This window comes from Corynebacterium durum (assembly GCF_030408675.1).
Taxonomy (GTDB): Bacteria; Actinomycetota; Actinomycetes; order Mycobacteriales; family Mycobacteriaceae; genus Corynebacterium; species Corynebacterium durum.
Genome location: NZ_CP047200.1, coordinates 571,025 through 583,919 on the forward strand (window position 1 = coordinate 571,025; position 12,895 = coordinate 583,919).

A 12,895-nucleotide genomic window follows, 5' to 3' on the forward strand; every position below is an offset into this window, starting at 1 on the left:
CACACGGCAATGAAATCCGCTCCCAGCGGATCCGCTGACAGCGGAAATGGTGGTGGCCTGCTCAGAGACAAAAACAACTACCATGAAAACTATGGACCCCAATACTGTTCAAGGCATTCTTGAGCAAGGTCTGCATGCCATTGGTTGTCCAACCGGGGCCGCAGTGGTGGTTACATCTCAGGGCATTGTTGATAGCGCGACTGTTGGCGATATGAATAGTGAAACCCCCGTTGTTATCGGTTCTACAAGCAAGTCGCTCACCGGGCTGGCTGTGACGCAGCTGGCTGATCAGGGGCTTATTGACGTGCAGCAACCCCTCACGCACTACCTCCCCAACGCCCATGTTCTTCCTGACGCCACTGTTCATGACGTTGCCAGGCATTGCAGCGGGCTCCGGTCCGATTCAACATGTGCCCGCACCAAGAAGTTTCGTTACTCCAACCGTAACTACAACCTCCTCGGTGAACTCGTTGAGAAGATCTCCGGTCTGCCGTTCATGGAGTACGTGCAGCGCAACATTATTGACCTCCAGCACCACACTCCAGTGATATTTGGGCACGTGGCATTCCTTGGGCATTATTTCCCTGCAACCCCCTTCGACCTGTCCACACAATCCTGGATTCAACCGCCTTCCGGAGGCATTGCCATGAACATCCAGGATGCAGCACACTACCTGCAGTCTTACCTGGTTGGTGACTTTTCACTTGAGCACATGCTTATCGACGCCGCGCCTGCCGACGGTTCCCCCGCAGTTTCCGGTGTCCTTGGAGACAAGGGCCGATATGGTTACGGGTGGATTGAAAAAGAATACTCAGACCACCGGATATACCTGCACTCTGGAAAAGTCCCAGGTGTCACAACATTGTTTGTGCTTGTTCCTGGCCGTGATGTGGGTGTAGCGCTACTTGTGCCTGCTGGTGATTTTCTTGTGGGCACTCCACTCATCGAAAAATTGGGCGAGGCGCTTATTCTGACCGCTATGGGGGAACATGGTGATCTTCCCACCAAGCGTGAACGTGTGATTGCGCGAACGCGGCTGACCGTGAGATACGCGCTCTTTTTGGTCTTTGCGATGATGGTGGGGGCGACATCTGTGCACTGGAATCTGCCACTAGTGGGGATTGGATGTGCTGCTGTTATTGCTGGTGGCGTTCGACTGCTCGGCGGCACCCCGACGGCCTGGATCTACCGCTTCGCTCCTGACTTCTTCTGCGTGATCCTTGTCGGTATTTTACTGATGGCTGGGACTGGAATCTATGCTTTTGTGTAGCGGCAGATCCGTGGAAAAAGGTGCGGCAAATCAGAAAAAGCGCAGCTAGAAGTGATAGTGTGTGGTGTGTGAATATCTTACGCAGACTCCCAATATGAGTGCGTTCACTACCATTCGGAACGTACGACGGAAGCTTGGCGATCGTGTGATTGCGGGTATAGTTCTGCACACAGGTACGCACGCAAGTCGTATGGAAGATTGGCTGTATCAGTTGCCGGTAAGCGCACTGTGGCGGCATTCTGTGTGACGACAGAGACTCAGTGCTTATCTGTTACTAGGCTGGGTTCATGTCTGTGCAGCGTTCCATGCCACTCGTAACTGTTCGTGACCTTGATGCTGCGATTGAGGAGTACTGCCGTCTTACTGGAATGAAAGTGATCATGAACCATGGTTGGATTGCCACTTTGGCATCTCCGAAAGATCACTCCATCCAAATCAGTCTGATTACTTCTGACCCCACTGCGCCCGTTAACCCGGTGGCATCCATTGAGGTCGAAGACGTTGATGCTGTATACAGGATCGCCCAGGATAATGGCTGGGAGATTGTGCACGATCTCGCTGTTGAGGAATGGGGAGTGCGTCGCTTCTTTGTGCGGGATGCTGATGGAAATGTCGTTAATGTGCTATCGCACGTAGGATGATATGTCACAGACAGGCGACAGAGAGGACGCTATCATGCCTGGTGGAATTGCGATGCTGCTTCAACATCATGTGGATGCGGGGGTGACACCGGAGGCGGTTCGGGATCAGATGCTTGCTGATTGGCCGGATCTGGGGCCGATTACTGTGATGCCGCCGTCGGACATGGATGATGAGGATGGCGCAGTCGCACAGTTCAGTTTGGAATGCGAGAATGCGATCATCATTGTGACCACCATGGACTCTCAGTTCGCAGATGATACCGCCGAACTGTGTGCGGGTAGTAGGTTGTGGCCAGACGCAGCCACTTTTGATACTGATTATCAAGCAACCACCATTGTGGCTGTGTACTTCGAGGATGAAGATGCTGCCGACCTTGCGGTTCGTGCCCTGCTAACGCAAGCTATGGCGTCAATAATTGCGGTGTCGAACGAGGCTTTCGCTGTGTACTGGGGTGATGCGGATCATGTGATTATTCCTCCACTGTTCCGAGAGATGGCTCAGGAGATTCTTCCCAATCCGCCTCTTTATCTGTGGGTAGCATTCAACGCGGGGTTCCGTGAGGGCGGCGAATTTGCGTCAACGACGGTGGGGTTGGATTCGTTGGGCCTGATGGACATAGAGATTCCTGACAGCTCCAAGACGCCTGAGGACACTCAGGAATTTGTTCTTAACCTTGTGATCTATCTGCTAGAAAACGGCCCGGTCATCGCTGATGGCGATACCGTCGGGGAGAGTGAAACCGAGCGGATCCGCGCGGTATACACGGAATCGATGTTCTACCCTGATAAGACCGTCATTCAGCTGCGCAATGAGCAATCTGGTTCTGACAAAGGCAACGGCAAACCCAAGCGTTCGTGGTTCCGTCGGGGGCGTCGTTAAGCGCGGCGTCGTTACGCGTGTGGTGGCGCAACCCTGAGAAAAATCAGGGACATCCCTGATGGCAGGGGAAGTGCTGATCGTTTACGCTGGATACAGAAATCAACGAGGAAGGCGTGTAACCACGATGAACGAGTTTGCCCCCAATTTGTATGAGTACTTTGGGTTGAATCCCCAGGAAAGCAGCGATGTCCTAGGGGTGACACTGTCTGAACGTATTGGCCAGCTTGAACAGACGGGTCTGGGGGCGAATTCGCCACAGCAGCAGCAAATCCAGATCGCTTATGGCGTGCTCAGTAACGTGTCACACCGAGCAATCTATGACGAGACCATCAAGGTTCGGCAGGTTGCATGGCACGAATTGGGTCACCTGGCTAATTTTGGGCGTTTTCCTGTGCAGGGTCAGGCGAGCCCGTTCCAGACTAATCCGCAGACACCACCAGCACAGGGCGGTGTGACGCCGCCTACGGTAGGACCTGGTAACCAGTACGCGTATTACCAAGACCCGCAGCAGTCACAGTTTCCTCATGCTGGGGCAGCGCCGCAGGGTGGAGCACAAACATACGCCTATGGTGACAGCAGCTCCTATGGTACGGGCGGTTATCCCACCAGCAATGTCTATGGAGCGGCTGGTAGCGGTATAACTCAAAGTGGCGAGAGGCCGACTGCAGGCACCCGAGCGGGAATGGCGGTCGTGGATCTAATAATCGGCGGCCTTCTTTCCGGTATTGTTACATTCCCTGTGTATATTGCCTCTGATAACACTACCCTGGGTTCGCTGATGGGTGCGTTACTCTTGGTCGTGTATTACGTGGGGTGTGAGGTGCTGTTGGGTTCAACCCCAGCGAAGTTAATCTTTGGTTATAAGGTTCAGGATGCCACTACTGGCCAACCCCTCAGCTGGGAGCAGTCTTTCAAACGTAACTGGTGGCGCCTCGTGAGCATTGTGCCGTGGGTTGGTGGACTCGTTTCAGCCATCTCGGCAATCGTGGTGTTCACCACCATTAATGAAGCAAGTCAGATGCGTGGCTCACACGATCGACTGGCCAACGCGGAGGTGGTCAAGAGGTAACAAACCCACTCTGTGGCTCTTGGTGTAAGAGGCGTATTTTCTGCGTTTCGTATGGGTTCGGGCATGCTCAAAAATAAATCTTGAGTGACAAAGCCACAAAAAGTAGAGCATGTGGTGTGCGACTGGTGCTAGGCTTTCGCCAGGGAATGTTTTACAGGAAAATAGTTTCCTGGGGCATGACCCATGTGGTAGTCGCTACACCAAGGAGTTTTCATGCCATCGCTTGCTATGTTGTGTCAGAATCAGGTTGACGATGCCATTACTGCGGAGACCCTGCGGGAGCAGCTGCTCAAGGACTGGAAGGAACTGGAACCTGACCTGCTGACCGTCTCAGCGGACAATGGGGATGATGTGGTGGCGCTGGATTACGGGGAAGCGTACATCGCGGTGATGAATATCCCAGCTCCTATTGGCGACGATACCGTGGAGCTTGTAGGCCCTAGTCGGTTATGGCCGGAGACGGAAGCGTTCAACAGTGATTATCAGGCGCATGCCGTGGTCACGGTGACGGGATTTGGGGAGGATCTCACGGGGCTTGATGACACGTTTTTGCTGTCCAAGGTGGTTGCTTCGCTGGTGGCCATTTCGCCTGAGACTTTTGCTGTGTATTGGGGTTCCGCAAATCACCTGATTTATCCTCCGCTGTTTCGTGAGATCACGATGGAGGCGTTGCCGAATCCGCTGTTGCTGTTGTGGGTTGCCATCAACGTGGGGGAGCGCCCTGATGGTGTGATGACGGGGCATACTGTTGGCCTTGATGCTGTGGGCTTGATGGATATTGAAATTCCGCAGACACCTAAAACCGCTGAAGAGACTGTGGCTTTTCTCGTGGATGTCGCAGATTATCTGCTCACCAACGGCCTTGTGATTAAAGACGGCGATGCGGTGAAAGAAACCGACGAGGAAACAATCCGTGCGGTGTATGCGGTGTCGCTACTCGACCCGGAAAAGACTGTTATCCAGCTGCAAAGCGACATGCCCTACAGTGAGGTCATAGAGCCGCCAAAGAGAGGTTTTCTGGCCCGGTTGTTTGGCAAGTAGTGTGGTGTGAATGAGCCTGACCATCACAACTGTTAATGTCAACGGCATTCGAGCTGCGGTGAGGCAGCGAAGCGAAGAAAACCGTGGTTTCCACCAGTGGCTTCGGCGCAGTTCTACCGATGTTGTGCTGATGCAGGAAGTTCGCGCGACTGAGCAGCAAACCCTCGATGTGCTTGCCCCAGCCATTGATGCGGGTTGGCATTACATTGGCGCTGAGGCATCCGCGAAAGGCCGCGCGGGGGTGGGGGTCCTCTCCCGTTTCCCGCTCGCTGACGTTCAGGTCGGCATCCCCGGGTTTGAAGACGCAGGCCGCTACATCGAGGCATCGCTTGTCGACGCCCCGTTATCCGACGTTCGCGTCGCCTCACTGTATCTTCCTTCCGGGGCTGCGAACACCGAAAAACAGGATGAGAAGTACAGGTTCCTGGACATCTTCGAGGACATCCTGGAGCAGAAAGCCACCTCATACTCGCACATGACCATCGGGGGCGATTGGAACATCTGCCATCGCCGCGAGGATTTGAAAAATTGGAAAGCCAACCAGAAGAAATCTGGATTCCTCGCCGATGAACGCGCATTTATGGATGCGGTTTTTGGCACCTTCCCTGACGAAGAATCCCAGGTAGCTGACCATGGGGACTTCCTGGGTGCGGTTGACTACGTGGGGACGAAGGGGCGTCGACAAGCGGCGGTCCATCCGCAGTGGTTTGATGTGGCGCGGCGCCTTCACCCTGACGATGCGCCGTACACATGGTGGACCTACCGGGGGCAAGCCTTTGACACAAACGCCGGGTGGCGCATTGATTACCAAGCGGCCACGGGGGCAATGCTGGAACGAGCGGAAAAAACCTGGGTGGACAAAGCCTCTGCGTATGAGCTGCGATGGTCAGACCATTCGCCGCTTAACGTCACCTACACCACCAACTAGCGGGGAGGCTTTAAACGCTGGGCCGCGGCCTAGCGCGGCGTTGCAGCTGAACATAACGCAGGATGAGAATGAGGCTCATGCCGCAAAAAAGAAACAACGATATCCCAGCGCACAACGATTTCAGCAGGGTAAATGCGTTTCCGGCCTGCGCAATAAAACCGGGGATCTTGGGGTACAGCGCGAGGAGAAGAAGCGCGGTGAAATTTTCAAGGTAGTCGAACACGCCGGTCAATACAGGTGCTAGCCGCAGGATTCTGTTTGGCCGGGAATCCCACCGTAGTGCCGTCTGCAACGTGGCAATAGAAAGTGTATACGTGAGGGCAAAAAGCCCTGGGTAGAGCATGTCAAGAGGAAGCTGCTTGGTGAGGTAATATCGGCGGCCGTCGTCCCCCAAGGCATCAAACAGCGAACTGATGTAGGTGGAATCGTACCCTAGGGGCCGCATGTCAAGGGGATACATTCCACCTGCTGCGTCCCGAAGATGGGGGAGCGTGATCAGAAGCATAATGAAGTAGATGCCGGTCGTGCACAAAAGGAGCACAAGGAGAAAAAAGTTCTTTGGTGCACTGAGCGGGTTCTGCAACATGGACTCCTGGGGTCTTGATAGTTCCACCATACAAAATACGTCGTAGGGGTCAGCTCCCGCCTCAGGCGCGCTGTAACGGCTGTTTCATGGTTGTGTTTTGTTGCCGAAGCCGCTCGAACAAGGGTGTTGAAATGAGGAAAACCCGGTAGCATGGGCAGCGTGAAAGAATCTAGCCTGCTTCCGCTTTCCCTTATTACTGCAGTCATTGCCGTCACGGGTTTAACCGTTGGCGGCGTGTACTTGAGTTCTACTGCTGGGCACTCCAAGGGGCCTGAGTTTTCCTACAAAGAAGTGCAAGCCGTCCCGGCATCGCAGCCGACGCCACTGGACCAGGGGCTTCCTCCGGAATCGGACATTAACAAGGTCATCACTGGACTTGCCGATCGCCAGGCCAAGGCTGCAGAAAAAGGGGACCGTCCCACTGCTGGTGGTAAATGCGCCACGTACGATGGTTTTACCCTTTGCGGGGCCATGAATAAGCGCTACCAGGAATTAGGTGGCGTTGATGGTGTGCTGGGCCGTCCCATGAGCAATGAAGTACTCAGCCAGGATGGTCACGGTACCCGTGCTGTGTTCCAGCGAGGCATGATGTTTTACTCACCTACCACGGGTGCACACGAAGTCACGGGGGCAAACCTCATTAAATACGCGCTGTTGAAGTTCGAGGGTGGCGTGCTGGGCTATCCCACAGGCAGTGAAGAAAAGCAGGATAACGGCACTATCCAGCCCTTTGAAGGGCATACCTATCTCACAGCGTCGAGCAAAGGGGGTGTGCACTACATTGGCGGACGCATCTACGAATACTGGCAAAAGCATGGCGGCCCCAGTAGTGAGTTTGGATACCCGCAATCCGACATAATTGACGTTTCCGCTGAATACCAGGGAATAGGTGACCGATTAGTCCTGTTCCCCACGGGCCAAGTCATTGTGTCGTCCTCGCGGACCGGAGACATTGTGGTGGAGCAACTGCCACAGCAACAACAGCAGCCCCAGACGGTAGAGCCCGAGCAACCTGAAGCTCCTGAGGAAGCTCAGCCAGTGCCCAACAGTTAGCTGTCCACCGGTTACACTAGTGGACTATGAGCGAACAGACTTCTGCGAAGAAACAACGCGCCGTATCTGGCATCCAACCCACTGCTGATTCTTATCACCTGGGAAATTACCTGGGTGCCTTGAAGCAGTGGATTGCGCTTCAGGACGAGTACGAGGCGTTCTACTTCATCCCAGATCTGCACGCCATTACTGTTGATCAAAATCCGAAGGAGTTGCATGAACGCACTATCGCCGGCGCGGCTCAACTGCTTACCTTAGGTATCGACCCCAGCAAGTCCACCCTGTTTGTCCAATCCCAGGTGCCCGAGCATGCGCAGCTCGCATGGGTGCTGAACTGCCTCACTGGTTATGGTGAAGCAAGCCGCATGACGCAGTTTAAAGACAAATCAGTCAAACAGGGCGACCGCACCTCCGTTGGATTATTCACCTATCCCATGCTGATGGCGGCGGATATTCTGCTGTACCGGCCGCAGGTAGTGCCTGTGGGGGAGGACCAGCGCCAGCATCTCGAACTGACACGCAACCTTGCGGAGCGTTTCAACGCGCGGTACAAAAAAACCTTTGTCGTGCCAGAGGGAATCATCCCCGACGGCACCTCCAAGATTTACGATCTGCAGAACCCCACCGCCAAGATGAGCAAATCAGGGGATAACCCCAAGGGCCTGATCAACCTGCTTGATGATCCGAAGGTATCTGCCAAGCGCATCAAGAGTGCGGTGACTGACAATGATGGTGAAATCCGTTACGACAAAGAACACAAGCCGGGTGTGTCCAACCTTTTGGCTATCCAATCGGCTTTGACTGGTCGCAGCATTGATGATCTTGTAGCAGGCTACGAAGGCCAGGGCTATGGTGCGCTCAAAACCGATACTGCTGATGCCCTCGAAGCATTCACGGCACCGCTGCGTCCTCGTTACGCAGAACTCATGTCAGACCGCGCAGAGCTGGAACGTGTGCTGAAAAGCGGGGCCGACCGCGCCCGGGAAATCGCATCCCGCACCCTCGCGGACGTTTATGATCGTGTGGGTTTTCTTGCCTACCCAGGGTAGATAGCTAGTCTCCGGCCTGCCGGTAGCCGCGTCGGAGATCGTCCACAATATACGGTCGATCAAGCGTTGACGCTGGTAGGTCGCGCGGCTGGTTATCCCGCCCAAATACCCCAGCGGCCTGCAACACCTCTGTGGAGGCATACCGTAACTGTGGTGCACGTTCGGGGACTTCTAACCGCGTGCCTTCAGGCGCGCACAATGCGTAGCCCCAATCGCCAAATGTTGGTACATGTACGTGATACGGAATGACGCTCGGGCAACCGGCGGCTTTCAACGTGGACTGTACCCGCCAGAACACATCGGGAGTGGAATAGGCACTGGAGGCTTGAACCACCATCCGTCCCTCTGGGGCGAGCTGCTTTCTGGCTAAGACGTAAAACTCCTCCGAATACAGGCGGGCAAGAATGCTGTTGTCGGGGTCGGGGAGGTCAATAATCACGGCATCGAAAAGCGTGCCGTCGCCACCTTCCCGCAGCCATGTGAATGCATCCGTGTTAATGATATGGACGCGGGGATCCTCCATAGAACCGCCATTATCTTGGCGCAGAATTGTATTTGCCACGTGTACCACCTCAGGATCCAGTTCAACCTGAGTCACATGAATATCCATGCCGATGAGTTCGCGGGCTGCGAGTCCGTCACCGCCGCCAATGACCAGGACATTCTTAGTTTTTTCGGATATGGCTGGGTATACGAGGGATTCTGTGTAGCGGTATTCATCGCGGCTGGAATATTGTAGCCCGCCATTGAGGTATAAACGGTGGTCTTTGCCCTGAATTGTCACCACAATATCCTGGTAATCAGATTGGTGACTATACACAATAGGATCACGATAAAGTCGCTGCTTCGCGCTATGCAAAATTGATGAACTTAACACCAATGTGCTCACCAACACCACCCCCGATGTCGCCAGCGCCGTAATGGTGACAAACACATGCACACGGGGCATGGAGCGCCGCAATAGCACTGCAGCGATAAAGAGCGCCGCAGCAATATTGACCATGCCAGCAGCAAGCGTCCCACGCACCATGCCCAGCCAGGGGAGTAGCACAAACGGCCACGCAAGCCCGCCCACCAACGCCCCCACATAATCGGCAAAATTCAGGGTGGCCAGTAATGAACCGCTCCCACGGGCATCGGTCATCTTGCCCTGCTGGATTAAGGTCATCAGCAACGGCAATTCAGCTCCCACCAGCACACCAATCGCCAACGTTGAAATCACCAACGCCACCAGCGACTGTCCTACGGTGGCGAACACAATATACAGTGCTAGTGCCGACGCCCCGCCAACCACGCCCAACAACGCCTCAACCACGAGAAAAGTCTGCGCCGGTGCCTTCAAAAAAGGCTTGGCCAGCAACGCTCCCAAGCCCAACGACGCCACATAACCCGCCACAATTAACGACGTCTCCACCACGCCGCCGCCATTCAAACTTGCGGAAAGAGTCAACAAAGCCAATTCATAGACCAGTCCCGATGCTGCGCAAATGGCCACAGAAACGAGAAGTAACCAGCGCCAAATGGGCGTGCTGGGTTGTGAGGGTGGTGTCTTGTCCGTCATGCGAGGTTGAACCTACTCCACGTCGTCACAATAGTGTTTTCCGACGGATACACATGATACGACGCCCATTCCAACCCGTCCTCGGTCGGAGCGCCGCCAAGAGCCGTAATGTGAAAATCGCCCTCACCAGGGAATTGAACCACCAGTGTATCGAGCGCTGCGATGTGCTCTGCGTGGCTGCGGAACGCGGCGTTGTCAAGCGTGCTGATGGCTGACTGCAACCGGTACCCCGGCAGCTCAGCGTACATGGGCAGCGGCTGGCCTTTCGAACGGGCCGTGCACGAAATTTCCTCCCGAAAAAGCGGCTGGTCCGGTGCCGATACGCTGGTTACCGTCACCACATGCGACGCGCCGATCACGCCAAGATGTAGCCGGTATGAATTATGAATGACGGTATCTTCAGCAAGCACCTCCGGCAGAGGTCCATTCCACCGCACCCCCAGATCGGCAGCGCTGACATCTTTAATTGGGCAGCTAATACGATGCATCCTCGCTACTACCTGCTATTTCGGTGCCGGGTAGACGGTGAACTCCCCGGGAAGCACCACACGACCGGTGGACATTTCCCACGAATCATCATTTGCCCAGCCCTCAAAACCTAAACGAAGCTCGCCGGTGCTATCCGCCATGTCGATATACCGCATCTCGCCCGACTGCGGCAGCCCCGTCGTGCCGATAGAACGATACTGCGCGTGCCCACGCTCACCTTCATGGTAGGTGACGCCCTCAAAATCAAGAGGGGATTGCGGATGAAGCGCCTGCTTACGGGTGGTCCACCACACCAGCTCAAGCTGCCCCTCGTCAACCTCAACGCCCAGCCAGCTTGCGCCATCACCACCGTCCAGTAAATGCTCGTACCACGTAAACGGTCCCTGCTGCACAACCAGTGTGCCGCGGACCACATAATCCGTGGCACCATAGACAATGATCGCTCCAGGAGCGAGCCTGTCCGGACCGAACTCTGCGGCACCAGTCACCTCGTCAAAAGGATCGCGTTCGGGCGCCGACGCCGCGTTATTACGCATTTCTGCTAAAGGATCACGGTTTCTCATGGCCAATACTGCAACAACCAGCAGAATCGCGCCAATAATCACAACAAGGGCAATAAGAAGGGTCATGATCATTATGTTTTAGCCTTATAAAGTATAGAGTGCACTGCAGTATTTCGGCCCCCAGTATATACACCTGAAGCAGGTGGGCTGGCTGTATGCGGTATATGCAGGGAAATTAGATGTTCGTACCATATGCCCGGATGTGTCATTTGTGCTGCCAATATGCTCTATCTGTGTGTGTTTTGTTCGAATGGCTACCCAAATTGGGGTGGAAAATGTGCCCGTTTTGCCATGGGCTAGCGGCGGGGTCGCGAATGCTCTACACTGAGGACTTGTTGGGGTTGGGTGAACAAGTGAGAAGGGGCAAATAAGGGAGGGGCATGTCCGCTGGTGCGCGTGACCTAGCTAGCTTAGCTAGTCTGGCTACACGCATCAGTTAGGACGTGGCACAACTTGACACTTTCTTTGGGGGATTCACCTAACCCTGGCGCTCTGCTGTTCCAGCGTACTGTGTAAGGCGAGATTCTGAACAACAGTTTGAACCCCGTTTCCAGCACGCTAGTGTTAGATGAAACACGTGCCCGCACGTGTCATCCGCGATCTAGCAACAACACCTACACCACGTTAGGACATGGCCACCGTGACCTCGAACAACGAGAATGGTACGACCCCGACAACTCGCCCGCATCCCCGAGACACAGACGACTTTGGGATCGAGCGTGTCACTCAGGATGAGCCAGGATTTGTTGACCGCTACCGCCAAAAGTGGCCGTGGTTTGACCACATTATGCGGATGAATGAGCGTTACTCCCAGATGGGTGGCAGCCAGTATTCTGCAGGCATCACCTACTTCTCAGTGCTGTCTATGTTCCCCATTTTGATGCTGGCTTTCGCCGTGATTGCGTTCATCTTGGCGGGGCGTCCCGACTATGTTGAGCAAGTGCAACAGCATATCTCCCGCATGGTCAATGGTGAGATGGGGGAGTCGGTGAACAGTATCATCGAGGTCGCTATTTCACAGCGCGGCACCATTGCGGGTTTGGGTGCCTTTACTGCGGTGTGGTCGGGGCTTGGATGGATGAATAACCTGCGGTACGGGGTGTCCAAGATGTGGAAGATTGACCCCACTCGGGGAAGCGCCGTCATGATGAAGCTCAAGGATCTGCTCGGTTTAGTGCTGCTATTCTTTATTTTTTCCTTGGCTGCGGCAATAGCTGTTCTTGGATCATCGGGAGTGAGCCACCAGGTTCTCTCATTCCTGCGTATTGACCAAAGCCTAGCGTTTGCGCCGCTGTTAAAGGTCATTGCGATCCTGCTGGGCGTCGTAGCTAACTTTGTGCTCTGTTTCTGGTTGATCGCGTATCTTCCACGAACCAAGGTACCCCGACGTTCCGCATTCCATGCGGCGATGATCGCGGCGGTTGCGTTTGAGGTGTTTAAACAGGTTGGGTCGATGTTTTTTAGTAGCGCGCTCACCAACCCCGCCGGAGCCACATTTGGGCCGGTTATTGGCGTTATGGTGCTGCTCTACATTCTGTGGCAAATCCTGCTGTACTGCTCGGCGTGGGCCGCGACCACAGAGGAATCACTCGCGACTGCTCACATCGATGCTCCCGAACCTGCGGTCATTCGAATCCGACAAGAAGTGGCTTTGGTTCCTGAACCAGCAACCTCTGCGAAAATGCTTGGTATCGGTGCGGCGCTAGGTCTCGCCGTGAGCGCGATGTGGCGGGGCGTGACACGAACACAACGGCGCTAAAAAATC

General features: G+C 54.9%; 13 protein-coding genes. 9 read left to right on the forward strand and 4 right to left on the reverse strand.

All coding sequences use genetic code 11. The features are described 5' to 3' along the window. Positions 1-91: 91 nt before the first annotated feature. The 6 genes from CDUR_RS02645 (at position 92) to CDUR_RS02670 (ending at position 5,829) form a co-directional block, all read left to right on the forward strand. A complete protein-coding gene (locus CDUR_RS02645) occupies positions 92-1,270 on the forward strand; it encodes a serine hydrolase domain-containing protein (protein WP_179418883.1) in 1,179 nt (392 codons plus the stop codon). Positions 1,271-1,557: 287 nt separating this feature from the next. Further along, positions 1,558-1,911 carry a VOC family protein gene (locus CDUR_RS02650; RefSeq protein ID WP_179418884.1) on the forward strand — a complete coding sequence of 118 codons (354 nt, stop codon included), beginning with the start codon at positions 1,558-1,560 and terminating at the stop codon, positions 1,909-1,911. A 34-nt stretch (positions 1,912-1,945) separates the two neighbouring features. Beyond that, on the forward strand, positions 1,946-2,791 hold the full coding sequence (locus tag CDUR_RS02655) for a DUF4261 domain-containing protein (protein ID WP_179418885.1): 846 nt from the start codon (positions 1,946-1,948) through the stop codon (positions 2,789-2,791). A gap of 124 nt (positions 2,792-2,915) precedes the next feature. After that, complete coding sequence (locus CDUR_RS02660) at positions 2,916-3,860, forward strand: RDD family protein (RefSeq protein ID WP_179418886.1); 945 nt, start codon at positions 2,916-2,918, stop codon at positions 3,858-3,860. A 213-nt stretch (positions 3,861-4,073) separates the two neighbouring features. Next, entirely contained in the window at positions 4,074-4,901 is an 828-nt protein-coding gene (locus CDUR_RS02665) for a DUF4261 domain-containing protein (protein WP_040359120.1), read from the forward strand. 16 nt (positions 4,902-4,917) lie between these two features. Then, positions 4,918-5,829 carry an exodeoxyribonuclease III gene (locus CDUR_RS02670; protein ID WP_179419186.1) on the forward strand — a complete coding sequence of 304 codons (912 nt, stop codon included), beginning with the start codon at positions 4,918-4,920 and terminating at the stop codon, positions 5,827-5,829. Between the two features lie 10 nt (positions 5,830-5,839). Here the strand turns inward: CDUR_RS02670 and CDUR_RS02675 are convergent, their stop codons facing one another. Beyond that, positions 5,840-6,415: a hypothetical protein gene (locus tag CDUR_RS02675; protein WP_051033913.1), complete on the reverse strand. Its 576-nt coding sequence runs from the start codon at positions 6,413-6,415 to the stop codon at positions 5,840-5,842. Between the two features lie 159 nt (positions 6,416-6,574). On the opposite strand from CDUR_RS02675, the gene CDUR_RS02680 reads away from it, so the two are divergent. Together CDUR_RS02680 and trpS are read left to right on the forward strand one after the other, a co-directional pair. Beyond that, positions 6,575-7,468, forward strand: a complete 894-nt coding sequence (locus CDUR_RS02680) for an LGFP repeat-containing protein (RefSeq protein WP_179418887.1) — start codon at positions 6,575-6,577, stop codon at positions 7,466-7,468. Between the two features lie 26 nt (positions 7,469-7,494). Next, positions 7,495-8,517, forward strand: a complete 1,023-nt coding sequence (trpS, locus tag CDUR_RS02685) for a tryptophan--tRNA ligase (protein WP_006062577.1) — start codon at positions 7,495-7,497, stop codon at positions 8,515-8,517. 4 nt (positions 8,518-8,521) lie between these two features. Here the strand turns inward: trpS and CDUR_RS02690 are convergent, their stop codons facing one another. Genes CDUR_RS02690 through CDUR_RS02700 form a run of 3 tightly spaced genes read right to left on the reverse strand, consistent with a single transcriptional unit; the run spans position 8,522 to position 11,196 of the window. After that, positions 8,522-10,078 (reverse strand): polyamine aminopropyltransferase, encoded by a 1,557-nt coding sequence (locus CDUR_RS02690; protein WP_179418888.1) that lies wholly within the window; start codon positions 10,076-10,078, stop codon positions 8,522-8,524. Beyond that, positions 10,075-10,566 carry a DUF2617 family protein gene (locus tag CDUR_RS02695; protein ID WP_179418889.1) on the reverse strand — a complete coding sequence of 164 codons (492 nt, stop codon included), beginning with the start codon at positions 10,564-10,566 and terminating at the stop codon, positions 10,075-10,077. Before CDUR_RS02695 ends, CDUR_RS02690 begins: the two co-directional genes overlap by 4 nt. Before the next feature lie 15 nt (positions 10,567-10,581). Then, positions 10,582-11,196 carry a DUF4178 domain-containing protein gene (locus CDUR_RS02700; RefSeq protein ID WP_233452982.1) on the reverse strand — a complete coding sequence of 205 codons (615 nt, stop codon included), beginning with the start codon at positions 11,194-11,196 and terminating at the stop codon, positions 10,582-10,584. A gap of 565 nt (positions 11,197-11,761) precedes the next feature. Between CDUR_RS02700 and CDUR_RS02705 the strand changes: the two genes are divergently transcribed. Then, complete coding sequence (locus CDUR_RS02705; RefSeq protein ID WP_179418891.1) at positions 11,762-12,889, forward strand: YhjD/YihY/BrkB family envelope integrity protein; 1,128 nt, start codon at positions 11,762-11,764, stop codon at positions 12,887-12,889. Positions 12,890-12,895 lie beyond the last annotated feature (6 nt).

What these genes read in the sequence shown, in the direction of transcription:
- CDUR_RS02645 (WP_179418883.1), top strand. Translation starts at nt 92, where the DNA reads ATGGACCCCAATACTGTTCAAGGCATTCTTGAGCAAGGTCTGCATGCC.
- CDUR_RS02650 (WP_179418884.1), top strand. Translation starts at nt 1,558, where the DNA reads ATGTCTGTGCAGCGTTCCATGCCACTCGTAACTGTTCGTGACCTTGAT.
- CDUR_RS02655 (WP_179418885.1), top strand. Translation starts at nt 1,946, where the DNA reads ATGCCTGGTGGAATTGCGATGCTGCTTCAACATCATGTGGATGCGGGG.
- CDUR_RS02660 (WP_179418886.1), top strand. Translation starts at nt 2,916, where the DNA reads ATGAACGAGTTTGCCCCCAATTTGTATGAGTACTTTGGGTTGAATCCC.
- CDUR_RS02665 (WP_040359120.1), top strand. Translation starts at nt 4,074, where the DNA reads ATGCCATCGCTTGCTATGTTGTGTCAGAATCAGGTTGACGATGCCATT.
- CDUR_RS02675 (WP_051033913.1), bottom strand. Translation starts at nt 6,415, where the DNA reads ATGTTGCAGAACCCGCTCAGTGCACCAAAGAACTTTTTTCTCCTTGTG.
- trpS (WP_006062577.1), top strand. Translation starts at nt 7,495, where the DNA reads ATGAGCGAACAGACTTCTGCGAAGAAACAACGCGCCGTATCTGGCATC.
- CDUR_RS02690 (WP_179418888.1), bottom strand. Translation starts at nt 10,078, where the DNA reads ATGACGGACAAGACACCACCCTCACAACCCAGCACGCCCATTTGGCGC.
- CDUR_RS02695 (WP_179418889.1), bottom strand. Translation starts at nt 10,566, where the DNA reads ATGCATCGTATTAGCTGCCCAATTAAAGATGTCAGCGCTGCCGATCTG.
- CDUR_RS02700 (WP_233452982.1), bottom strand. Translation starts at nt 11,196, where the DNA reads ATGACCCTTCTTATTGCCCTTGTTGTGATTATTGGCGCGATTCTGCTG.
- CDUR_RS02705 (WP_179418891.1), top strand. Translation starts at nt 11,762, where the DNA reads ATGGCCACCGTGACCTCGAACAACGAGAATGGTACGACCCCGACAACT.